The sequence below is a fragment of the Nocardioides sp. genome (assembly GCF_034670285.1).
In the GTDB taxonomy this organism is placed as follows: domain Bacteria; phylum Actinomycetota; class Actinomycetes; order Propionibacteriales; family Nocardioidaceae; genus Nocardioides.
This window is the reverse complement of the sequence record NZ_JAXMNS010000002.1, coordinates 1-22,185: the sequence shown is the minus strand read 5'-3', so window position 1 is coordinate 22,185 and position 22,185 is coordinate 1. Positions and strand designations below refer to the sequence as shown.

23 protein-coding genes are annotated in these 22,185 nt (G+C 70.9%); 13 read left to right on the top strand and 10 right to left on the bottom strand.

Annotation, left to right across the window (positions count from 1 at the left end; genetic code table 11):
• Nucleotides 1–3: 3 nt before the first annotated feature.
• The 4 genes from VOI19_RS00310 to VOI19_RS00295 form a co-directional block, all read right to left on the bottom strand.
• Nucleotides 4–1,023: a hypothetical protein gene (locus VOI19_RS00310; RefSeq protein WP_323790948.1), complete on the bottom strand. Its 1,020-nt coding sequence runs from the start codon at nucleotides 1,021–1,023 to the stop codon at nucleotides 4–6.
• Nucleotides 1,020–1,913 carry an ABC transporter ATP-binding protein gene (locus VOI19_RS00305; protein WP_323790958.1) on the bottom strand — a complete coding sequence of 298 codons (894 nt, stop codon included), beginning with the start codon at nucleotides 1,911–1,913 and terminating at the stop codon, nucleotides 1,020–1,022. Before VOI19_RS00305 ends, VOI19_RS00310 begins: the two co-directional genes overlap by 4 nt.
• A gap of 97 nt (nucleotides 1,914–2,010) precedes the next feature.
• On the bottom strand, nucleotides 2,011–2,784 hold the full coding sequence (gene lipB, locus VOI19_RS00300) for a lipoyl(octanoyl) transferase LipB (RefSeq protein ID WP_323790947.1): 774 nt from the start codon (nucleotides 2,782–2,784) through the stop codon (nucleotides 2,011–2,013).
• 30 nt (nucleotides 2,785–2,814) lie between these two features.
• Nucleotides 2,815–3,690, bottom strand: a complete 876-nt coding sequence (locus VOI19_RS00295; protein WP_323790946.1) for an alpha/beta hydrolase — start codon at nucleotides 3,688–3,690, stop codon at nucleotides 2,815–2,817.
• Nucleotides 3,691–3,759: 69 nt separating this feature from the next.
• On the opposite strand from VOI19_RS00295, the gene VOI19_RS00290 reads away from it, so the two are divergent.
• Nucleotides 3,760–4,341 (top strand): hypothetical protein, encoded by a 582-nt coding sequence (locus VOI19_RS00290; RefSeq protein WP_323790945.1) that lies wholly within the window; start codon nucleotides 3,760–3,762, stop codon nucleotides 4,339–4,341.
• The gene (locus VOI19_RS00285) at nucleotides 4,338–5,459 is read left to right on the top strand and encodes a PQQ-dependent sugar dehydrogenase (protein WP_323790944.1); all 1,122 of its coding nucleotides are present in this window, start codon (nucleotides 4,338–4,340) and stop codon (nucleotides 5,457–5,459) included. Before VOI19_RS00290 ends, VOI19_RS00285 begins: the two co-directional genes overlap by 4 nt.
• Here VOI19_RS00285 and VOI19_RS00280 read toward each other — a convergent pair.
• The 4 genes from VOI19_RS00280 to lpdA form a co-directional block, all read right to left on the bottom strand.
• The gene (locus VOI19_RS00280) at nucleotides 5,449–6,348 is read right to left on the bottom strand and encodes a TIGR01777 family oxidoreductase (protein ID WP_323790943.1); all 900 of its coding nucleotides are present in this window, start codon (nucleotides 6,346–6,348) and stop codon (nucleotides 5,449–5,451) included. The two genes, VOI19_RS00285 and VOI19_RS00280, sit on opposite strands and share 11 nt — an antisense overlap.
• Before the next feature lie 62 nt (nucleotides 6,349–6,410).
• On the bottom strand, nucleotides 6,411–7,526 hold the full coding sequence (locus VOI19_RS00275) for a cellulase family glycosylhydrolase (RefSeq protein WP_323790942.1): 1,116 nt from the start codon (nucleotides 7,524–7,526) through the stop codon (nucleotides 6,411–6,413).
• The gene (gene sucB, locus VOI19_RS00270; RefSeq protein WP_323790941.1) at nucleotides 7,523–9,340 is read right to left on the bottom strand and encodes a 2-oxoglutarate dehydrogenase, E2 component, dihydrolipoamide succinyltransferase; all 1,818 of its coding nucleotides are present in this window, start codon (nucleotides 9,338–9,340) and stop codon (nucleotides 7,523–7,525) included. Before sucB ends, VOI19_RS00275 begins: the two co-directional genes overlap by 4 nt.
• A 56-nt stretch (nucleotides 9,341–9,396) precedes the next feature.
• Entirely contained in the window at nucleotides 9,397–10,776 is a 1,380-nt protein-coding gene (gene lpdA, locus VOI19_RS00265) for a dihydrolipoyl dehydrogenase (RefSeq protein ID WP_323790940.1), read from the bottom strand.
• A 104-nt stretch (nucleotides 10,777–10,880) separates the two neighbouring features.
• Here lpdA and VOI19_RS00260 point away from each other — a divergent pair, with 104 nt between their 5' ends.
• Complete coding sequence (locus VOI19_RS00260; protein WP_323790939.1) at nucleotides 10,881–11,261, top strand: hypothetical protein; 381 nt, start codon at nucleotides 10,881–10,883, stop codon at nucleotides 11,259–11,261.
• Between the two features lie 68 nt (nucleotides 11,262–11,329).
• On the opposite strand, the gene VOI19_RS00255 is transcribed toward VOI19_RS00260, so the two are convergent.
• Nucleotides 11,330–12,823, bottom strand: a complete 1,494-nt coding sequence (locus VOI19_RS00255) for a leucyl aminopeptidase (RefSeq protein ID WP_323790938.1) — start codon at nucleotides 12,821–12,823, stop codon at nucleotides 11,330–11,332.
• Between the two features lie 74 nt (nucleotides 12,824–12,897).
• Here VOI19_RS00255 and gcvT point away from each other — a divergent pair, with 74 nt between their 5' ends.
• Genes gcvT through VOI19_RS00240 form a run of 3 tightly spaced genes read left to right on the top strand, consistent with a single transcriptional unit; the run spans nucleotide 12,898 to nucleotide 14,814 of the window.
• Nucleotides 12,898–14,028 (top strand): glycine cleavage system aminomethyltransferase GcvT, encoded by a 1,131-nt coding sequence (gene gcvT / locus VOI19_RS00250; protein WP_323790937.1) that lies wholly within the window; start codon nucleotides 12,898–12,900, stop codon nucleotides 14,026–14,028.
• Nucleotides 14,025–14,294 carry a hypothetical protein gene (locus VOI19_RS00245; RefSeq protein WP_323790936.1) on the top strand — a complete coding sequence of 90 codons (270 nt, stop codon included), beginning with the start codon at nucleotides 14,025–14,027 and terminating at the stop codon, nucleotides 14,292–14,294. Before gcvT ends, VOI19_RS00245 begins: the two co-directional genes overlap by 4 nt.
• Before the next feature lie 13 nt (nucleotides 14,295–14,307).
• Nucleotides 14,308–14,814, top strand: a complete 507-nt coding sequence (locus VOI19_RS00240; RefSeq protein ID WP_323790957.1) for a GNAT family N-acetyltransferase — start codon at nucleotides 14,308–14,310, stop codon at nucleotides 14,812–14,814.
• 87 nt (nucleotides 14,815–14,901) lie between these two features.
• On the opposite strand, the gene VOI19_RS00235 is transcribed toward VOI19_RS00240, so the two are convergent.
• Entirely contained in the window at nucleotides 14,902–15,195 is a 294-nt protein-coding gene (locus VOI19_RS00235; RefSeq protein WP_323790935.1) for an HNH endonuclease signature motif containing protein, read from the bottom strand.
• 347 nt (nucleotides 15,196–15,542) lie between these two features.
• Between VOI19_RS00235 and VOI19_RS00230 the strand changes: the two genes are divergently transcribed.
• The 7 genes from VOI19_RS00230 (at nucleotide 15,543) to VOI19_RS00200 (ending at nucleotide 22,102) form a co-directional block, all read left to right on the top strand.
• Nucleotides 15,543–16,241: a hypothetical protein gene (locus tag VOI19_RS00230; protein ID WP_323790934.1), complete on the top strand. Its 699-nt coding sequence runs from the start codon at nucleotides 15,543–15,545 to the stop codon at nucleotides 16,239–16,241.
• Between the two features lie 155 nt (nucleotides 16,242–16,396).
• Nucleotides 16,397–17,215: a PhzF family phenazine biosynthesis protein gene (locus VOI19_RS00225; protein WP_323790933.1), complete on the top strand. Its 819-nt coding sequence runs from the start codon at nucleotides 16,397–16,399 to the stop codon at nucleotides 17,213–17,215.
• Between the two features lie 9 nt (nucleotides 17,216–17,224).
• A complete protein-coding gene (locus VOI19_RS00220) occupies nucleotides 17,225–18,019 on the top strand; it encodes a thymidylate synthase (RefSeq protein WP_323790932.1) in 795 nt (264 codons plus the stop codon).
• 7 nt (nucleotides 18,020–18,026) lie between these two features.
• Nucleotides 18,027–18,524: a dihydrofolate reductase gene (locus tag VOI19_RS00215; RefSeq protein ID WP_323790931.1), complete on the top strand. Its 498-nt coding sequence runs from the start codon at nucleotides 18,027–18,029 to the stop codon at nucleotides 18,522–18,524.
• Between the two features lie 33 nt (nucleotides 18,525–18,557).
• The gene (locus VOI19_RS00210; RefSeq protein WP_416366295.1) at nucleotides 18,558–19,481 is read left to right on the top strand and encodes an LLM class F420-dependent oxidoreductase; all 924 of its coding nucleotides are present in this window, start codon (nucleotides 18,558–18,560) and stop codon (nucleotides 19,479–19,481) included.
• Between the two features lie 10 nt (nucleotides 19,482–19,491).
• The gene (gene dapA, locus VOI19_RS00205) at nucleotides 19,492–20,391 is read left to right on the top strand and encodes a 4-hydroxy-tetrahydrodipicolinate synthase (protein ID WP_323790929.1); all 900 of its coding nucleotides are present in this window, start codon (nucleotides 19,492–19,494) and stop codon (nucleotides 20,389–20,391) included.
• Between the two features lie 25 nt (nucleotides 20,392–20,416).
• Entirely contained in the window at nucleotides 20,417–22,102 is a 1,686-nt protein-coding gene (locus VOI19_RS00200; RefSeq protein WP_323790928.1) for a ribonuclease J, read from the top strand.
• The last annotated feature ends 83 nt before the right edge of the window (nucleotides 22,103–22,185 follow it).

Sequence of the window (22,185 nt, the reverse complement as noted above, 5' to 3'; positions counted from 1 at the left end):
TCGTCAGGAGACGTCGCGACGACGGAACGAGCCCAGCGAGGCAGCGCCGACACCGGCCAGCAGAACGCCGTAGTAGGTCACCCCCTGCTGCAGGCTGCGCTCGCCCCGGTCGTCGCAGTCGTCGCCGGCTGCTTCCTCGCCGGAGCCGTTGTAGCAGCGCTCCGGCACCGAGACGTAGTACTCCGTGCCGTCGGTGATGATCGCCTGAGCATTGATGGTGGGATCGAGCGTGCCGCGGTCGTCGGGTCCGATGGTGCCCAGGAGGATGCCCCCGGCGACCGAGACGGCGAAGAGTGCACCGAGGGAGAAGACGGTGCTGCGCGAGAGCATCGTGAGGACGTAGCCGCCCAGTGCGCCTGCCGCGGCGAAGCACGCTCCACGCCAGCCCTGCTGGAGCGCCTCGAGCAGGACACCGTCAGGGGCGGCGTCGTCGCGCACCTGCAGCACGAGGCCGAGGCACAACCAGTACGCCGTCGTCACGACCGCCGCGACGACCAGCGACGCCAGCGTCACCGCAAGCGCCTTCGCCGCCCAGACCCGTGCGCGACGCGGCTGGAAGAGCAGCTGGTTGCTCATCGAGCCGGTGGCCCAGTCGTGGCCCGCGAAGGTGGCGCCCATCAGGAACATCACGACCCCGAGCACCGCCACGACGACGGTGCCGGAGCCGAAGGTGCGCTCCCGGTCGAGGTCGAGCGGCTCGTAGTAGTAGAACCACTCCGGCTGGGGCAGCACGCTGTCCTCGCACGCCTGCTGGACGTCGGTCCCCGACGCGTCGACGCCGTAGCGGGTGGGGTTCTCGAGGCACTTCTCGAGCGTGCGCTGCGTGCGCGGCAACGCCGTCTCCGCCTCGACCTGGGCCTGCACGGAGGCGAGCTCGGCACCGGACGGCGGCCGGGTGGACAGCACGGTGGAGATCGCGATGATCGCGGGCACGACGATTGCGGCGGCGAGCAGGAGCAGGACCGCGCGACGGGCGCGGAGTCGGCTCAGCTCGACCTTCAGCAGGCGGGCCGTGCCGGTCATGCGACACCGTCCTCGAGGTCGGTCGACTCGTGGTGGCCGAGGGTCTCGTCGGCGGTGAGCTCGAGGAAGACCGACTCGAGGTCGCGACGCAGCGGGACCAGCGACGTCAGCCACAGGTCGTGCTCGGCGAGCACTCGGGTGACGCGACCCGGGTCGTCGCTCTCCACGTGCAGGGCACCGTCGGTGCTCGCGGTCACGGGGAGCCCGGCTGCTTGGAGCGCCGTCGTCGCCGCGGCGATGTCGGGCACCGTGACGGCGTACGCCTCGGTGCCGCCGTCGAGGAGGTCGGCGACCGCCCCGGAGGCGAGCAGACGACCGTTGCCGATGATGGTGGCCGAGGTGCACACCTGCTGCACCTCGGCGAGGATGTGCGAGCTGATCAGCACGGTCACCCCGCGCGCCCCGAGGTCGCGGATGGTGTCGCGGATCTCGCGGATGCCGGCCGGGTCGAGGCCGTTGGTGGGCTCGTCGAGGATCAGGAGCTCGGGGTCCTTGATCAGGGTGGCGGCGATCGCCAGGCGCTGCTTCATGCCGAGCGAGAACGACTTGAACCGGTCGCCGTCGCGGCCGTCGAGTCCGACGGTCTCCAGGGCCCGGTCGACGGCACTCGTCGGCGCACCGATCGCCCCGGCGAGCAGCAGCAGGTTGCGGCGCGCGCTGATGGTGGGGGAGAACTTCGGCATCTCCACCACGGCGCCCACCCGGTTGATGACGGCGGGCAGGTGGTGGGGCACCTCCTGGCCGAACAGCGCCATCCGGCCCTCGGTGGCGCGGGCCAGGCCGAGCAGCATCCGGATGGTCGTCGTCTTGCCGGAGCCGTTGGGCCCCAGGAAGCCGTGCACCCCGCCCGCGGGGACCGCGAGGTCGAGGCCTTCGACGGCGACGCGCAGCCCGCGTCAGGTGCGGAACTCCTTGCGGAGCCCGGTGGTCTCGATGACCAGCCCGCTCGAGGTGTTGTCCGAGAGATCATTCACGGGCGGGAGTAGATCACGGCCTGACGAGCTCGATCGGAGGGACACGCCCGGGCTCGGGTCGGGCTTCGTAGTCGGGCGTCGGGGTGTACGACGTCCACGCCAGATAGTGCCGCAGGTGGCGCTCCACGACGGGGAGGACGTCGGTCACGCCGACCCGTCGTCCGAGCTCGTTGGTGAGGGTGGTGACCCCGGCGTCGGCGATGCCGCAGGGCACGAACCGGTCGTACCAGCCGAGGTCGACGTCGCAGTTGAGCGAGAACCCGTGCATCGTGACCCCGCGGCTCACGCGGATGCCGATCGCGGCGATCTTGCGCTCGGGGCCGCGGTCGTCGGCCTGCAGCCACACGCCGCTGCGGCCGGGCACGCGGGCGGTGGTGACGCCCAGCTCGGCGCAGGCCTGGATCAGGGCCTCCTCGACGCGGCGCACGTAGTCGACGACCTTCACGTGGTCGGGCAGCCGCACGATCGGGTAGCCGACCAGCTGACCGGGACCGTGGAAGGTGATCTTGCCGCCACGGTCGACGTCGATCACCGCGGCACCGCCCGGGTCGGCGGGGCGCTCGTGGGGGTCGGTGCGCTTGCCGGCCGTGTAGACCGGCGGGTGCTCGAGCATGAGGACAGTCGGGGGACGGGTGCCCGCCACGACCTCTGCGTGCACTTCGCGCTGGAGCTCCCAGGCGGCGAGGTAGTCGACGGCCTCGGCTCCCAGGCCGGCGACCTCGACCTCGAGACCGGCGGCCGGGCTGGGGAGCGGGGGGTGCGACTGGTGCGACGGGGTGTGACTCACCCGACGAGCCTACTCCCGCGTCAGCCCGAGTCAGCCCGAGCCGGTGCGGCCGACCCGCGCCCCCAGGAAGGCGAGCTGGGCAGGCAGCACGCGCTGGGTGAAGAAGATCTCGTGGCCGCCGTCGCCGTACTCCGCCGTCACGTCAGCGCCGGCGGGGAAGCCGTCGACGTAGACGCGAGTGGCATCGAAGAACGGGTCGGAGGTGCCGATGTCGATGCGCACCGGGATGCCCTCCAAGTCACTCTGGGCGTCCATCACCGAGAACCGGCGGTACTCCGCGGCGTCGACGAAGCCGTCGGGATGCGCGCTCCTGGCGCGCGTGTAGAGGCCGGGGCTGCTGGCGACGACGGCCGCCACCGCCTGCTGCCCGAGGAGGCCCGCGAGCCGGAGGACGCCGTACCCGCCCATCGACCAGCCGAGCATCCCGATCGGACCGGGTGCCACGTCCGAGCGCGCCCGGAGAAGCGGGAGGAGCTCGTCGAGCACCATCGCGCCGGCGTCCTCGCCCCAGGGCCGGGGGTGCCAGAAGGACGTTCCGCCACTCACGGTCGCCAGGGCGAAGGGGGCGACGCCGTCGTCCACCACCGCCCGCGCCAGCGCGCCCGGCAGGTCCCAGGTCTCGCTGAGGAGTCCGGCGGTCGAGCCGCCGTGCCCGTGCAGGGCCAGGACGAGGGGGAGTGGACCGTCGACGCCCGGTGGTCGGATCAGCGACCAGCGGGTCGAGACCCCACCCCGTGCGGCGGAGACGAAGGTGTCCTGGACGACCGGCCCGGCGGTGGTCGGAGCGCCGGCGGCGCTCTCGCCGTCGTCGAGACGGCGCTCGAGGGAGCATCCTCCCGCCACCGCGAGGCCGAGTCCGGCGATGCCGGCCCCACCCACCCTCAGGACTCGACGGCGGCTCAGCACCGCACCAGGGTCGCACGGGCCTGTGGAGGAGCGCCGACGTGCGACGACGATCTGGGGTAGTCCTGTGCCATGACCTCTCCGTCCTGGCGCCCCGAGGTGCTGGTGGCGCTCGTGGTGCTGGTCGCGCTGGCGCTCGGGGCAGCGGCGGTGTCGATCGTGGTGGTGCTGCGCGCTGAGCCGCCGGCCGTGTCGTCGGCGCCCGCTCCGGATCCGGTCGCGGCGCCGGCTCGCGGGCCGGCACGCGAGGTGCTGCGGGCGTGGGACCGTCGTCGAGCGGCTGCCTGGGCGGCGGAGGACGCCGCTGCCCTGGCCGAGCTCTACCTGCCTCGAGCCGAGGCCGGCCGGCGGGATGTGACGCTGCTGCGTCGGTGGAAGGCCCGCGGCGTCCGGGTCACCCGGCTCCAGCCCCAGGTGCTCGCCCTGCGCGTGGTCGAGGCGACCGACCGGCGCCTGGTGGTCGAGGTGAGTGATCGGCTCGGGGTGGTCGAGGCCGTCGTAGGAGGAGCGGCGATCGCGCTGCCGATCGACCGGGCGACGTCGCGACGCATCGAGCTGCGCCGCGGGCCTGGGGTCAGGGCGCGCTGGAAGGTCGCGTCGGTGCTGGCGAGCCCCGGGGGTGGCTTGCCCGCGCCTGGAACGCTGGAGCCATGACACGCCCCCGAGTGCGCTCGACCTCGACGGCAGCCGCCGTGCCTGTCCTGATGCTCGCCCTCGTGCTCACCGGCTGCGGCGACGACCCGGGCAACGAGCCGAGCGAGGCCACCCGCACCGCATCCGCGAGCACGGTCGCCTCCGACGACGATGCCCTGGCCGCGGCAGACCTCGTGACCGACCTGGACTCCCCGTGGGGCCTGGTGCCCCTCGACGACGGGTCGCTGCTGATCGGCTCGCGCAACACCGGCACCATCTCGCTGCTGGCGCCCGACGCCTCGACGCCGGTCGAGGTGGCCTCGCTCGACGTACGGGCCGAGGGCGAGTCGGGACTGCTCGGGCTCGCGGTCACCGACGACGAGTCGATGCTCTACGTCTACTACACGACCGACGACGACAGCAGGGTCGTGAAGATGCCCTGGGACGGCGCCGATCTCGGAGACCCGAGCGTGGTCGTGGAGGGCATCCCCGGAGGCGAGACCTTCCACCAGGGCGGCGCGCTCGCGATCGGGCCCGACGGTCTGCTCTACGTCGCGACCGGCGACAACGGAGACCCGAGCAGCGCCCAGGACCTCGACTCGTGGTCGGGCAAGGTGCTGCGGTTCGCCCTCGACGGCTCGGCGGCCACCGACAACGTGCTGGAGTCGGGCGTCTACAGCTATGGCCACCGCAACGTCGAGGGGCTGGCCTTCGACGACGAGGGTCGGCTGTGGGCCTCGGAGTTCGGCCAGGACGCCTGGGACGAGGTCAACCTCGTCCGCAACGGTGCCAACTACGGCTGGCCCGAGGTCGAGGGCACCGGCGGCGCCGAGCAGTACGACGACCCGGTCGCCGTGTGGCGCACCGAGGACGCCTCCCCGTCCGGGCTCACCTACTGGGAGGGTTCGCTGTGGATGGCGTCGTTGCGCGGCCAGACGTTGTGGGAGATCCCGCTCGCCGACGCCTCAGCCCCAGCTTCCGTGAGCGAGCCGGTGGCACACCTGGCCGGTGAGCACGGTCGCCTGCGCAACGTCGTCGTGGCGACCGGGGGCGACGCGCTCCTCCTGGCGACGTCCAACACCGACGGCCGCGGAGACCCCGCGGCCGACGACGACCGGCTGCTGCGCCTCAGCCGGTGAGCGCCGTGGTGAGCAGGGCCTCGACGTCCTCGTCGAGGAAGGTGTAGCCCGAAGCGATCAGGGCCGCGGGACGGGCGTTGACCGAGCCGAGCAGCTCGGGGGCCATCTCACCCGCTGCGACCTTGAGGACCGACGCGGGCACCGGGAAGAACGCCTTGCGCCCCAGGGCAGCGGCCAGGGCACGGGTGAACTCCCGGTTGGTCGGCGCCTCGGGCAGGCAGATGTTGAAGGGACCCGACGCGGTCGGGTGCTCGGCGAGGTGCGCCACCGAGCCGATCCAGTCACGCAGCGACGACATCGGCATGTACTGCGACCCGTCGCCCATCCGTCCACCGAGACCGGCCTTGAACTGCAGCCGCTGCTGCTTGAGCGGGGCCGAACGACGGTCCATCACCGGCGAGGTGCGCAGCACGCAGACCCGGGAGCCGGCCTCAGCGGCAGGAAGCGTCGCCGCCTGCCACTCGCGGGTCACGTCCGTCAGCAGGGCATGCCCTCTGCTGTCGGAGGCCTCGGTGAGCACCGCATCACCGTGATCGCCGTAGTAGGCGATGCCGTTGCCCGCCAGGAACGCCGGCGGGGTGGGCGCCGCCGCGATCGCCTCGGCCAGCACCCGCGTGGTCGTCACCCGGCTCTCGCGCAGCTCGCGCGCCCACTTCTTCGAGTGCGGGTTGCCCAGGGTGGGGGAGCCCGCCAGGTTGATGACGACGTCCGCGCTGTCGATGAGCGCCTGCGGCACCTCCGCGGCGTACGGGTCCCACGAGGCCTCGCCGGGGCCGTCGGAGGCACGCCGTACGAGCGCCGTGACGTCGTGACCACGCTCGGTCAGGGCGCGGGAGAGGTGGGTGCCGAGGAAGCCGGAGGCACCGGCCAGGACTACGGAGAGAGACATGGCTCCAGCCTCGCAGACCGGCGCGGCCGCGATCACCACCCTTGGGGAGGCGCGCGGTCGGCTCAGGAGCAGTCGCGGGGCGGGCCGGTGGCGTCGCTGACGACGGCGTAGGCGACCTTGGGCGTGCCGTCGCGCCGCAGGAGTCCGAAGTTGTCCTCCGGGTCGGCAGCGTCGTCGCCCGCGTCACGCAGCGAGTAGAGGTAGATCGGACCGGTGTAGGAGCGGCGGCGGGCCTCGGCGATGCCGGTCAGGATCATCGTGGCTTGGGCGGGTTCGCTGAGCGCGACCTCGGAGGCGCCGGTCGGGGCGCCGTACTCGGTCAGCCAGATCTGCTTGTCGCCGTCGCCGCGAGCCTTCATGATGCGGTGAACCCGCTTGAGCCGGAAGTAGGTGTTCCACTGCTGCTTGCCGGTGGCCTGGGCCGGGTAGGAGTAGGGGTGCACCGACAGGGCGTCGAAGAGCGCCGGGTCGAGGTGCTGGTAGATGCCTCGCGTGAACGTCGCGGGGGAGAGCTCGCTGACGCCGTCGTCGGCGGGGGCGATCGAGCCGATCACTACGGGGGCGCCGGGGTCGCCGGCCCGGATCACGGGAGTCGCGGCCGCCACCAGCGCGGCGTAGTCCTCGGGATCGGGGTTCGCGCCCCAGAACGACCGCGTGTTCGGCTCGTTCCAGATCTCCCACGCGCCGACCTGCCCGGCATAGCGCTCGACTGCGGCGGAGACGAACGTGGCGAAGTTCTCGGGATCGGGAGGCACCCGTTCGCCGTCGGCGTCGTCCTCCTGCTGCCACTCGGGCAGGAATCCCACGACGCCCAGCACGTGGAGTCCGCGTGCAGAGGCCGCGTCGAGCACCCGGTCGGCGCTCGACCAGCTGAACCGGTCGGGGTCGGGCTGCAGGGTCGCCCAGGAGAGGTCGACCCGGATCCGGGTGATCCCGAGCTCCACGAGATCGTCCAGGTCGTCAGCGAGCTGCGCCTCGGAGTCCGTGAGCACGCTGAAACCGGGGCTCAGGCCGATCGGGGCTCTGCGCTGCGGTGTGCTCGCGGCAGGGAGGTGGTCCTGGGCCGGCTGGGGACAGACCTCGGCGCGGAGGTTGTCGGTGACGACGAGGGACGCCACCACCAGTCCGACCACGACGCCGAGGCCCTGAAGGCCTCGGCGTCGCGCGGAGCTGGTCACACCTCGAAGCTGCCGGCTTCGAGACGCTTCTTGATGTCCTGCAGGAACCGGCCGGCGTCCGCGCCGTCGACCAGGCGGTGGTCATAGCTCAGTGCGAGGAAGACCATGTGACGCACCGCGATCGTCTCGCCCAAGTTGGGGTCGTCGATGACCACGGCACGCTTGACGACCGCGCCCGGTCCGAGGATCGCGACCTGCGGCTTGTTGACGATCGGGGTGTCGAACAGGGCCCCGACGCTGCCCAGGTTGGTGATCGTGAACGTTCCGCCACCGAGCTCGTCCGGCCCGATCTTGTTGGTGCGGGTGCGCTCGGCGACGTCGGCGATCTTCTTGGACAACCCGGCGATCGACAGGTCGCCGGCGTCCTTGACGACCGGAGTGATGAGGCCCTTCTCGGTGTCGACCGCGAAGGCGAGGTTCTCGACGTCGTAGTAGGTGATCTCACCGGCCTCGGTGTCGATCGTCGCGTTGAGCTTGGGGTGCTGCTTGAGCGCGTCGACCGCAGCCTTGGCGAAGAACGGCAGGTAGGACAGCTTGACGCCCTCACGGGCCAGGAAGTCGGCCTTCGTGGCGTCGCGCAGTCGAGCGACGTTGGTGACGTCGACCTCGACGACCTGGGTGAGCTGCGCGCTGGTCTGCAGCGAGTCGACCATCCGCTCGGCAATGATCTTGCGCAGACGGCTCATCTTCTCCGTGGTGCCGCGCAGCGGGGACGGCGTCACGCTCGACGCGCTTGCCTTGCTGCCCGACGACGCCGGAGCAGCAGCGGCCGCCGGGGCCGGCGCCGACTCCTTGGCCTTCGCCGCGTCGAGGACGTCCTGCTTGCGGATGCGGCCACCGACACCGGTGCCCGACACCGAGGACAGGTCGACGTTCTTCTGCGAGGCCAGCTTGCGCACCAGCGGCGTGACGTAGCCGCCGCCGTCCGACGACGGCTTCGGCGACCCCGACGACTGCTCGGCGGGCTTCTCCTGAGGCGGCTCCTCGTGTGTCTTCTGCGGCTCCTCGGCCTTCTCCGCCTTGGCGGGCTCGGGCTCGGGCTCCGGCTCCGGCTCGGGCTCGGGCTCCGGCTCGGGCTCCGGCTCCGGCTCGGGCTCGGAGGGAGCGGCCGAACCGTCGCCGATGACGGCCAGCTCGGCGCCGACCTCGACGGTCTCGTCCTCCTCGGCCTTGATCTCCAGCAACGTGCCGGCGACGGGCGAGGGGATCTCGGTGTCGACCTTGTCGGTGGAGACCTCGAGCAGCGGCTCGTCGACCGCGACCTCGTCGCCGACCGACTTCAGCCAGCGGGTGACGGTGCCCTCGGTGACCGACTCGCCCAGCGCGGGCAGGGTGACCGACGTACCGCCGCCACCGCCGCCCTTGTTGTCGCCGGACGAGGCAGCGGGCTTCTCGGACTTCTCGGGCTCGTCGGACTCTTCGGGCTTCTCGGACTCGGGGGTCTCGTCGCCGGGGGGCAGCTCGCCGGTCTCGTCGGCGATCTCCTCCTCCTGCTCGGCCTTCTTCTCGGCCTCGTCCTCGTCCTTCGGCTCGGCCTCGGGCTCGGCGGTGTCGTCGGCGTCGGAGGACGACTCGCCCTCGGCTCCGATGATGGCCAGGACGGCGCCCACCTCGACGGTGTCGTCCTCCTCGGCCTTGATCTCGATCAACGTGCCGGCCACGGGCGAGGGGATCTCGGTGTCGACCTTGTCGGTGGAGACCTCGAGCAAGGGCTCGTCGACCGCGACGGTGTCACCGACCTGCTTGAGCCAGCGCGTGACGGTGCCCTCGGTGACTGATTCTCCGAGCGCCGGGAGGGTGACTTCTTCTGCCATGGGTCTGGTGGTTCCTTCGTCTCGAGTCTGGCCGGGTGGAGGCTGCAGTGATTCTGTCAGGAGTGCGCGTGAAGCGCTTTTCCGGCGAGCGCGAGGTGAGCCTCGCCCATCGCTTCGTTCTGGGTGGGGTGGGCGTGCACGAGAGGTGCGACGTCCTCGGCATGCGCCTCCCAGTTGTAGATCAGCTGGGCTTCGCCGATGAGCTCGCCGACACGGTCACCGACGAGGTGCACCCCGATGACGGGACCGTCGGTGCGGCGGATCAGCTTGACGAAGCCCTGCGTCTTGAGGATCTGGCTCTTGCCGTTGCCACCGAGGTCGTAGGTGAGCGTCTCGATGCCGTCGGCACCGAACTGCTCGGTGGCGGCGGCCTCGTCGAGACCCACCGAGGCGATCTCGGGCTGGGAGTAGGTGACGCGAGGGATGCCGGTCTCGTCGATCGGCTGCGGGTCGAGGCCGGCGATGTGCTCGGCGACGAAGATGCCCTGCGCGAAGCCACGGTGGGCCAGCTGGAGACCCGGCACGATGTCGCCGACGGCGTACACGCCCTCGACGCCGGTGCGGCAGCGCTCGTCGGTGGTGACGAAGCCACGCTCCATCGTCACGCCGATCTCCTCGAAGCCGAGCTCGGCGGTCATCGGCCCGCGGCCCACGGCAACGAGCAGCAGCTCGGCCTCGAGGGCGTCGCCGGACTCCAGGGTCACGGCCACGCCGGTGTCGGTGGTCGCGACCGACTTGAAGGGGCTGGCGGTGCGGAAGGCGATCTTGCGCTTGCGGAAGGCGCGTTCGAGGGCCTTGGAGGAGTCTGCGTCCTCGGCGGCCACCAGGCGCGGCAGCGCCTCGACGATCGTCACGTCGGCGCCGAAGCTGCGCCACACGCTCGCGAACTCGCAGCCGATCACGCCGCCGCCGAGCACGATCACCGAGGCCGGCACGTGCTCGAGGCGCAGGGCGTGCTCGGAGGTGATGACCCGCTCGCCGTCGACGTCGAGGCCGGGCAGCGACTTGGCGTAGGAGCCCGTCGCCAGCACCAGGTGCTTGCCGGAGTAGGCGGTGTCGCCCACCGTCACCTCACGCTGGCCGGTGACGCGTCCGGCGCCCTCGATCACGGTGATGCCGCGACCCTTGATGAGGCCGGTCAGACCTTTGTGGAGTCGGGAGACGACGCCGTCCTTGTAGCTGTTGACGCCGGGCATGTCGATGCCGTCGAGCGTGGCGCGCACGCCGAACTGCTCGGACTCGCGGGCGCTGTCGGCGACCTCCGCGGCGTGCAGGAGGGCCTTGGTGGGGATGCACCCGACGTGCAGGCAGGTGCCCCCGAGCTTGCCCTTCTCAACCAGTCCGACGCTGAGCCCGAGCTGCGCCGCGCGCAGGGCGCAGGCATAGCCTCCCGAGCCCGCACCGAGGATGAGTACGTCGAAATCGGTGTCGGCCACAGTGGTCCTTCCGTGAGTGGACGGCCCATCTTTGCACTAACCGCGCAACCGGTCACCGGGGGTTGTGACGTCACCGCGCACAGGCACGGGGCAGACTAGGGGCCATGGGTTTCCTCGACCGCTTCCGCCGCGGCTCACGCACCAAGATGAGCGGCCCTGCCCGCGACGGCCACCGCACCGGTTCGACGACGGTGCGTGCCTCGGACAAGGTCGACGAGCAGCACCTGCGTGAGTTCGTCGAGGCCAAGCGCGGCGTCGAGGGGTTCGTCGAGCCCCGCACCGCCGTCAGCGAGGTGACCCTGCTCCTCGTGGCGTTCGACGGGGAGTGGACCCGTCGCCGGGTGCCCTCCATCAACTGGGCCCACGACTTCTGCAACAAGCACCGGGTGCCGTCGTACGACGCAGGCCTGGTCGGCATCCCGCAGCGGATGCGCGACTACAACTCCCGCGTGAAGCAGCAGCGCCGCCAGCAGGGCCTGCAGTAGGTCCCTCCTGGCGGCGCGTGAGTGCTGCTGGTTCGTGCCCCGCCCTGTGTGGGGTCCTACGTGGCGTCCTACTTCTCGTCGGCGAAGGCGCGAGCGAACTCGACGAGCGTCGCCACGGCGACGCCGGTGCCGCCGCTGCTGACGTGACCCGCGGGGCCGCCGGAGTTGAACGACGGGCCGGCGATGTCGAGGTGGGCCCACGGCAGCCCGGCGGTGAACTCGCGCAGGAAGGCGGCAGCGAAGAGCCCGCCGCCCCAGCGGATCCAGTCGACCTGCGACAGGTCGGCGATCTTGGTGGTGCGGATGCGCTCGGTCATCTGCTCGGGGATCGGCATCGGCCAGAAGTCCTCGCCGCCGGCCTTCGACGCGGCGAGCACGTCGGCGACGACGTCGTCGCTGCCCATGACGCCGGAGACCTTGTCGCCCAGGGCGACGACCATCGCGCCGGTGAGCGTGGCGACGTCGAGGATGGCGTCGGGCTCCTGCTCGCTGGCCATGACGAGGGCGTCGGCCATGACGAGGCGACCCTCGGCGTCGGTGTTGAGGACCTCCACGGTGGTGCCGCCGCGGATCGTGATCACGTCGCCGGGACGCATCGCGGAGCCACCGAGCATGTTCTCGGCGAGGGCGGCGTAGGTCGTGACCTTGACCGGGAGGCCGAGGTCGGCGATCGCGAAGGTCGCGTTGACGACCGCCGCGGCGCCGGCCATGTCGGACTTCATCTCGCCCATGCCCTGCGCCGGCTTGATGCTCAGGCCGCCGGAGTCGAAGGTGATGCCCTTGCCGACGAGTGCGAGGTGACGCGTGGCGCCCTTGGGGGAGTAGGTCAGCGTCACCAGGCGCGGCGGCGCGTCGGAGGCGGAGCCCACACCGAGCAGGCCGCCGCAGCCGAGCTCGGCGAGCTTGGTCTCGTCGAGCACCTCGATGGTGACCTTGCCCCCGCGACCGCGGGCCTTGACGGTGGCCGCGATGTCGTCGGCGAACGTGGTCGGGCGGAGGTCGTTGGGGGCGGTGTTGACGTGGTCGCGGGCACGCGCGACGGCGTCGGCGATGATCTGGGCTTCCTCGAAGGCGCTGACCGTGTCCTTCTTGCGCGCGTCGGCGCTGAGGAAGATGACTTCGTTCGTGGTCTTGGTCGCGCCGGAGGACTTGTAGGTCGTGAAGGTGTAGGCGCCGAGGACGAATCCCTCGGTGGCGGCGCGGACCAGACCGGGGGAGTCGGCCGGGAGGGCGACGGCGATCGAGGCGGCGTTGGTGACGGCGCGCGCGGCGGCGCCCGCCCCACGGCGTACGGCCTGCTCGGTGGGCTCGTCACCGAGACCGACGAGGACCAGCAGCGAGGAGCTGATGGTGCCGCCGGTCGGGATCTTCACGACCTCGCCGGCCTTGCCGGTGACACCGAGAGCCGAGAGCAACGGCGCGAGCTTGCGGCCGTAGGCCTTGGCAACGTCCTCACCGCCCGCCGCGATCGCGGGGCCCGAGGATCCACTCACCACCCCGACCACGACGGCATCGGCACGGGACTTGGCGGGACTGGCGCTGCGCAGAGAGTAGGTCGTCACCGAGGCAGGATAGGCCAGCCGTGCGGGGCCGCACCTCGGCGGTGGGGTGACCTGTCTGCGGTAGGTTTCCGGCCATGTCTTCTGAGCACGCGCTGCTGCGCTCGCCGTTGCACGAGCGCCACGAGGCCCTGGGGGCCAAGTTCGCCGAGTTCGGCGGCTGGACGATGCCGCTGGAGTACACCGGCGAGCGTGGGGGAGTGGTCAAGGAGCACACCGCGGTGCGCTCCGCAGTCGGCCTCTTCGACGTCAGCCACCTCGGCAAGGCCACGGTCAGTGGTCCCGGTGCGGCGGCCTACGTCAACGCCACGCTGAGCAACGACCTGGGCAAGATCGGTCCCGGCCAGGCGCAGTACACGCTGTGCTGCGACGACGAGACCGGCGGCATCGTCGACGACCTGATCGCCTACTTCCAGGACGACGACCAGGTGCTCCTGGTGCCCAACGCAGCCAACACCGCCGAGGTCGTACGTCGCCTCGTCGCTGGTGCGCCCGAGGGCGTCAAGGTCACCGACCAGCACCGCGACTACGCCGTGCTGGCACTTCAGGGCACCTCGTCCGACGAGGTGCTGGCCGCTGTCGGGCTGCCGGCCGGTCACGACTACATGAGCTTTGTCGAGAGCGGCTTCGACGCTGTCGACGGGGTCGGCGTCGTGGTGTGCCGCACCGGCTACACGGGCGAGCGTGGCTACGAGCTGATCGTCGAGAACGAGGCGGCTCCGGCGTTGTGGGACGCGCTGATGGCGGCCGGCGAGCCGTTCGGCATCGCGGCGTGCGGGCTCGGCGCGCGTGACACGCTGCGCACCGAGATGGGCTACCCGCTCCACGGTCAGGACATCTCACTCGACGTCACCCCGATCGAGGCGCGCCTCGGCTGGGCGGTGGGGTGGAAGAAGGACGCCTTCTGGGGTCGCACGAAGCTGATGGCCGAGAAGGAGCAGGGCGCGCGTCGCCGCCTCGTGGCGCTCAAGGCCACGGGTCGCGGGATCCCTCGGCCGCACATGGGGGTGAGCCTGACGCCCGACGTCCGCGTCGGCGAGGTCACCTCGGGCACCTTCTCGCCGACCCTCAAGCAGGGCATCGCGCTCGCGCTGGTCTCGTCGAACGTCAACCCGGACGCCGAGCTCGGCGTCGACATCCGCGGTCGCGTCGAGTCGTTCGCCCAGGTGAAGCTGCCGTTCGTCGACACCTCGGTGCGTGAGTCGTGACGACCCCGCCGAGCGTGCCCGACCAGCCGCCGACCTTCCGACGTCCGACGGCTGCGGAGCGTCCGTGGGTCTGGCGGCTCGAGAATGCCGCGGGTGAGGAGGTCGCCGTCTCCGGCGACCTCGCCGAGCAGCGCTTCGCCAACCAGGCCGACGCGGAGTCGTGGGTCGGCGAGATCTGGGCCGACCTCGCGGCCGAGGGCGTCGACGCAGTGACGCTGTTCGAGCACGATCGTCAGGTCTACGGACCGATGTCGCTGCACCCCTGACCTGTTGGACGCGGTGGGGCGGGTCGAGCCCGACGAGTGGTCGCGGCTTCGCGCTGTGCGGCTGGCGGCGTTGGCCGAGTCGCCGGAGATGTTCGGCTCGGCCCTTGCGCGCGAAGAGGCGTTCGACGAAGCCGAGTGGCGCCGCCGGGCTGCTCGGCCGGCGACCTTCATCGCCGTACGTGATGGTGTCGATGTCGGCCTGGCCGGCGCCTACGAGCTGGATGTCGGCTGGTTCGTGATGGGGATGTGGCTCGCTCCGAGCGCTCGAGGCACGGGTCTGGTCGAGGCGCTGCTCGCGGCCTGTGAGTCCGTGGCGCTGGAAGCCGGCGCGCGGGAGATCCTGCTCGGGGTGATGGAGGACAACCCTCGTGGCCGAGGTGCATACGCGCGAGCGGGCTACCTGCCGACCGGCGACCGCGAGCACGTGCGCGACGGCCGCGACGAGCTCTTCCTCGTCAAGCACCTACGCCCGGTGAGGGTGGAGGACGCGTCTCGACAGGCCGGGGCTGACGCTGGTTGAGGTGCGAGGAGCGCCAGCGACGAGCTTCGAAACCCGGTGACGTGCCTGTGGCCCCGCCGGGGTCGGCGGGGTGTGGGGGCGGGGTGTTCAGGGCTCGGGTGGGTCGTCGAGCGGGGTGGTGACCGGCATCCGGCCGTGGCGTCGTCCGCGGGTGACGCGGAAGTGGTGGCCGGAGGGGCTGGTCCAGTCGTAGACCCCGGGTTGGGGTGAGTCGTAGGTCCAGGCGCTGAAGGTCTTGGCCCGGTGGTGCTTCCGGCACAGGAGTGAGAGGTTCGAGGTGGTGGTTTTCCCACCGGCATCAGGGTTGTTCTTGTTGAAGGGCACGCGGTGGTCGAGGTCGCACTGCTCGGCCCTGCGGTGCAGTTGGGGAAGACGCAGCACTGGTCGCGCAGGCGCACCTGCTGAACTAGCTTCGCGGTCGGCACGTAGGCCTTCGTGGAGAGGTCTTCGTTGAGGTCGATGACGGGCTTGATGGTCACCGTGGTGCCGGCGGTCCGGCACCAGTCCTTGAGCTGATCGATCAGGACGTCTCCGCCGCCGACGTTGCCTAGAGACACGTGCGGGCTGTCGGCGTCGATGTGGGCGTAGATCACCACTCCGCGTCCACCGGTGTCGCCACCCGCTCCTAGATTCAGCGCGAGTTGCTGGCGCGCCATCTCGCCCACGGCCATTGAGCGCCGGGCGCCGAGGGATTCCTCGCAGCCGAGGTCGCCGAGAGTCTTGGCGCCTTGCTTGACCGCGGCCTCCAGGTCCAACGCATCCTCGGTCGAGAGGGTGCCGGTGACGTCGACGGTGCCGTCGGTGGGGTGGTTGCGTTGGCCGAGGTGGATCTGGAAGTCACGGTCGTCGGCGGCCTTCAGCCGACGACGCTCGGCTTCGTCGGGGTCGAACAGGTCGATGGCGTGGGCAACGGTGCGCTCGATCTGCGCGAACGAACACGACCGCAGGGTCGGGGCCAGCATCTGGTCGACGTAGCGGGCGGCGTCGTAGCTGAGGTTGAGGGTGCGTTCGCAGACGACGAAGGCTTTCCACACCGGCACCTTGAGGGCCACGACTTGTTCCCAGATGCGGCGCAGTCGGTAGCGGAGCTCGAGCGTCTTGGCTATGTAGGTGCACCCGCTGTCGCTGCTCATCCCGAGCACGGCGGCGAGATCGTAGGCGGCGAACTCATCGACCAGTGGGCACCCGACCCCGCCGAGGATCACGCCACCGGCACCGAAGGTGGTGTCATCGACGACCGAGTTGTCCACGCGGAACTCGACCGCCCACTCGACCACCCGCCGCAAGGCCTCGACCTCGGCCGCAGCGACCGTGGCTCGGGCCTCACGAACCGCATCCAGGGCGGTCGGAGTGGTGGTCTTGGACACGCCCCGATTCTACCTGCGACAGCCGACATTAGACAGTGTGTTCGAGCGATCTGTGGATAAGATGGTGGGTCGGTTCCGGGGCTTCGTCGACGGGCTCGTACCTCGCCCTGCTCAGCCTCCGGAGGTGGCGTGAGGGGTTTCGAGGCTCGCTTCACTCGCACCTCAACCACCGTCGGTCGGTCTCAGCCTCCGGCGGCCAGGACTACCGTTCATCCATGCTGCCCTTTCGCCAGGTCGACGTCTTCAGCGATCAGCCGTTGCTCGGCAACCCGGTGGCAGTGGTCCACGATGCCGACGACCTGAGCGACGAGCAGATGGAAGCGTTCGCGCGGTGGACCAACCTGTCGGAGACGACGTTCCTGCTCCGGCCCCGATCGGCGACGGCCGACTACCGGCTGCGGATCTTCACTCCCGGTGGCGAGCTGCCGTTCGCGGGCCATCCCACGCTCGGCTCGGCCCACGCCTGGCTCGAGGCAGGCGGCGTGCCCCGCAACGAGGGGGAGGTGGTGCAGGAGTGCGGCGCCGGCGACGTCGTCGTACGGCGTGGCGAGCGGTTGGCGTTTGCCGGCCCGCCGCTGCTGCACGACGGTCCACTGGACGACGCCACCCTCGAGGTCGCCGCGCGAGCTCTCGAGGTCGTGCCCGGCGAGGTCGTCGAGGCTGCCTGGATCGACAACGGCCCCGGCTGGCTGGGGCTGCTGCTGCGCGACCCCGACGCCGTCCGTGCCTGCCGCCTCGACGCCGCTGCAGCCGGGGACCTGATGATCGGTGTCGTCGGCATCGGCCCGGACGGTGAGGTGGAGGTGCGCGCCTTCTGCCCGAGCATCGGCGTGCCCGAGGACCCGGTCACCGGCAGCCTGAACGCCGGCATCGCCGCCTGGCTCGTCGGCTCCCGCCTGCCCTCGTCGTACGTCGCCGCCCAGGGCGCCGCGCTCGGCCGGAAGGGGCGAGTGCACGTCGACGTCGAGGGCGGCACGGTCTGGGTCGGCGGCGACACGCTGACGACCGTCGTGGGCGACGTGGCGCTGGGATAGCCTCGCCGGGTGCAGCAGTACCACGAGCTCCTCCAGCGCATCCTCGACGACGGTGCCGCGAAGGACGACCGCACGGGCACCGGCACCCGTTCGGTCTTCGGCCACCAGATGCGGTTCGACCTCTCGGCCGGCTTCCCGCTGGTGACGACCAAGAAGGTCCACACCCGTTCGGTCTTCGCCGAGCTGCTGTGGTTCCTGCGTGGCGACACCAATGTGAAGTGGCTCCAGGACCGCGGCGTCTCGATCTGGGACGAGTGGGCCGACGACAACGGCGACCTCGGGCCGGTCTACGGCTACCAGTGGCGTTCCTGGCCGACTCCCGACGGCCGCCACGTCGACCAGATCGCGGAGGTCGTCGAGCAGATCCGCACCGACCCCGACTCGCGACGCCACATCGTCTCGGCGTGGAACGTCGCCGACATCGGCGCGATGGCGCTCGCCCCCTGTCACACGATGTTCCAGTTCTACGTCGCCGACGGTGCGTTGTCGTGCCAGCTCTACCAGCGCTCGGCCGACGTGTTCCTCGGCGTGCCGTTCAACATCGCCTCCTACGCCCTGCTCACCCACATGGTCGCCCAGGTCACCGGGCTGCGCGTGGGCGACTTCGTCCACACGCTCGGCGACGCCCACCTCTACGTCAACCATCTCGACCAGGCGCGCCTCCAGCTCACGCGTGACCACCGGCCGCTGCCGACCCTCGAGCTCGACCCCGCGGTGATGGCCCTCGACGCCTTCGACCTCGAGCACATCGCCGTCACCGGCTACGACCCGCACCCGGGCATCAAGGCGCCCATCGCCGTATGAGCATGCGATGAAGGTCATCGCGATCGCCGCGGTCGCCCGCAACGGCGTGATCGGGGCCGACGGTTCCATCCCGTGGCACCTGCCGGACGACTTCGCGCACTTCAAGCGCACGACCCTCGGCCACACGCTGCTGATGGGTCGCGCGACCTACGACTCGATCGGTCGGCCGCTGCCGGGGCGTACGACGATCGTGCTGACGCGCGACCCCGCCTGGTCGACCGGCAACCCCGACGACGGCGTCCTGGTCGCCCACAGCGTCGACGACGCTCTTGCCCTGGCCGCCCGGCAGGACGGTGACCTGTACGTCGCGGGGGGCGCCGTCGTCTACGACGCGTTGGTGCCGCACCTCGACGAGCAGGTCCTCAGCGAGGTACACCTCGAGCCCGAGGGGGACACGGTCTACCCGATCGACCCCGCGGCGATGTCCGACTGGCGCGAGGCTTCGCGCGAGTCGGACGACGGCTTCGACGTCGTCCGCTGGGTCCGGGTGACGCCCCAGGGGTGAGGCCCCGCGTGACAGGCTGAGCCCATGGACTCCATGGAGCTGCGCATCTTCACCGAACCCCAGCAGGGTGCCACCTACGACGACCTGCTGAAGGTCGCGCTGAAGGCCGAGGAGCTCGGTTTCGGGGCGTTCTTCCGCTCCGACCACTACCTCTCGATGGGCACCGACGGCCTGCCCGGACCCAGCGACGCCTGGATCACCCTGGCCGGCCTCGCCCGCGACACCACGACGATCCGCCTCGGCACCATGATGACCAGCGCGACGTTCCGTCACCCCGGTCCGCTGGCGATCAGCGTCGCGAACGTCGACGCGATGAGCGGTGGCCGCGTCGAGCTGGGCATCGGCGCCGGCTGGTACGAGGCCGAGCACACGAAGTACGGCATCCCGTTCCCGAGCGTGGGGGAGCGCTTCGACCGCTTCGAGGACAACCTCGCGATCATCACCGGTCTCTGGGCGGCCGAAGGCTCCTTCTCCCACGAGGGCCACCACTACTCGGTGACCGACAGCCCGGCGCTGCCGAAGCCGACCCAGACCAAGCCGCCCGTGCTCATCGGAGGACTGGGCAAGAAGCGGACGCCGGCGTTGACGGCTCGCTACGCCGACGAGTTCAACCTGCCGTTCGTCGACGAGGCGACGACCGAGGCGCAGTTCGCCCGCGTGCGCGCCGCTTGCGAGGCCATCGAGCGGGACCCCGACGACCTCGTCTACTCCAACGCCCTCGTGCTCTGCGTGGGCCGCGACGAGGCCGAGCTCGAGCGCCGCGCAGCCGCGATCGGACGCGACAAGGACGAGCTGCGCGAGAACGGACTGGCCGGCACGCCGGAGGAGGTCGTGGCGAAGGCCAAGCGCTACGCCGCCCTCGGCTCGCAGCGCCTCTACCTGCAGGTGCTCGACCTCGCCGACCTCGACCATCTCGACCTCGTGGCGGCCGACGTGCTCCCGCACCTGGACCGATAGCCTGAGCCCCATGACTGCGCGTCCTGACTCGTCCCGACCCTTCGGTCGCGTGCTGACCGCGATGGCGACGGCGTTCCACGCCGACGGGTCGGTGGACCTCGACGGCACGGCCCGCATCGCCGCCCACCTGGTCGACCACGGCAACGACGGGGTCGTGGTCAGCGGCACGACCGGCGAGAGCCCGACCACGTCGGTCGAGGAGGACGCCGAGATCCTGCGGGCGGTCAAGGACGCCGTGGGTGGTCGGGCGACGATCATCGCCGGGGTCGGCACCAACTCCACCGCGCACTCCGCCGAGCTGAGCCGTCAGGCCGAGAAGGTCGGCGTCGACGCCGTCCTGCTGGTGACGCCCTACTACAACAAGCCCGGACCGGCCGGCATGCTGCACCACTTCACCGAGGTCGCGCGTGCTGCCGACCTGCCGGTGATGCTGTACGACGTGCCCGGCCGCACCGGCCAGGCGATCCCGCTGAGCGTCTACGAGGAGCTCGCCGGGCGCGAGCCGTTCACGAGCGTCAAGCACGCCACCGGCGACCCGACCGCCACGGTCGCGCTGCGCCAGCTCGGCTACTCCGTCTACTCCGGTGACGATGCCCTGCTCCTGGGCTACCTCGCCCACGGCGCCGAGGGCCTGGTCTCGGTCGTGGGTCACGTCGCCGGCGAGACGCTGACCCGCATCATCGACGTGTTCCCCACCGACCCCGCGGCTGCGCTCGCCGAGTTCACCACCCTGCTCCCGGCGTTCCACGCGGTGATGGGGGTGACCCACTACGGCGCGACCACGGCCAAGGCTGCTCTCGAGCTGCTGGGGGTCCTCGACAACCGCCGCGTGCGCGGTCCGCTGGTGCCGCTCGACGACGACGAGGTCGCCGCCCTGCGCACCGGCCTCACCGCAGCCGGACTCCTCTGACCCTCCCCTCGAACAGGAGCTCATCTTGAGCCACCCGCATCCCGAGCTCGCCGCACCACCGCAGCTGCCCGAGGGAGGACTGCGGGTCATCCCGCTCGGCGGTCTCGGCGAGATCGGTCGCAACATGACCGTCTTCGAGTACGACGGGCGGCTGCTGATCGTCGACTGCGGCGTGCTGTTCCCCGAGGACCACCACCCCGGCGTCGACCTGATCCTGCCCGACTTCGCCGCCATCCGCGATCGTCTCGACGACGTCGAGGCGCTGGTGCTGACCCACGGGCACGAGGACCACATCGGCGCGACGCCGTACCTCCTGCGCGAGCGTCAGGACATCCCGCTGGTGGGTTCGCAGCTGACGCTGGCCCTGCTCGACGCCAAGCTCCGCGAGCACCGGCTTCGCGAGACGGTCCACCACCAGGTCAAGGAGGGCGACACGCTGACCCTCGGGCCCTTCGAGCTCGAGTTCGTCGCGGTCAACCACTCGATCCCCGACGCGCTGGCCATCGCCATCCGCACCGGCGCCGGGCTGGTGCTGCACACCGGCGACTTCAAGATGGACCAGCTGCCGCTCGACAGCCGGATCACCGACCTGCGCGCCTTCGCGCGGCTCGGCGAGGAGGGGGTCGACCTCTTCCTCACCGACTCCACCAACGCCGAGACGCCGGGCTTCACGCCCACCGAGAAGTCGATCACCCCGGTGATCAACGAGGTGTTCCGCGAGTCCAAGCAGCGCATCATCGTGGCCTGCTTCGCCTCCCACATCCACCGCGTCCAGCAGGTGCTCGACGCCGCAGTGGAGCACAACCGCAAGGTTGCCTACGTCGGCCGCTCGATGGTGCGCAACATGGCCATCGCCCGCGACCTCGGCTACCTCACGGTCCCGCCCGGGGTGATGGTGGAGGCCAAGGAGCTCGCCTCGCTGCCGCCCGAGCGTCAGGTGCTCGTCTCCACCGGGTCGCAGGGCGAGCCGATGGCCGCCCTGAGCCGGATCGCCCAGCGCAACCATCACTTCGTCCACATCGAGGAGGGCGACACCGTCCTGCTCGCCTCGAGCCTGATCCCCGGCAACGAGAACGCCGTCTACCGCGTCATCAACGGGCTCTCCCGCTGGGGTGCGAACGTCGTCCACAAGGGCAACGCCCACGTGCACGTCAGCGGCCACGCCAGTGCCGGCGAACTGCTCTACTGCTACAACATCGTCAAGCCCCGCAACGTGCTCCCGGTGCACGGCGAGATCCGGCACATGCTCGCCAACGCCGCGCTCGCGCGCCAGGTCGGCATCGAGAACGTCGTCGTGGCCGAGGACGGCGTCGTCGTCGACCTCGTCGACGGCGTGGCCTCGATCGTCGGCAAGGTCGAGTGCGGCTACGTGTTCGTCGACGGGTCCTCGGTCGGCGACATCACCGAGTCCGACCTCAAGGATCGCCGCATCCTCGGCGAGGAGGGCTTCCTCTCGATCATCGTGGTGGTCGACTCCGTGACCGGCAAGGTCTCGGCCGGCCCCGAGATCCATGCCCGCGGCAACGCGCTGGAGGGGGAGTCCTTCGACGACGTGAAGGCGATGGTGACCAAGGCCCTCGACCAGGCGATCGCCGACGGCAACACCGACGCCTACCAGCTGCAGCAGACCGTGCGGCGCACGGTCGGACGCTGGGTCAGCAACACCCATCGCCGTCGTCCCATGATCATCCCGGTGGTCGTCGAGGCCTGAGGCGCCTGCGCGCCGATGAGAAACACAGCGAAAGGCCCCCACCGAGATCTCTCGGTGGGGGCCATCGCGGTGTCACTCAGTGA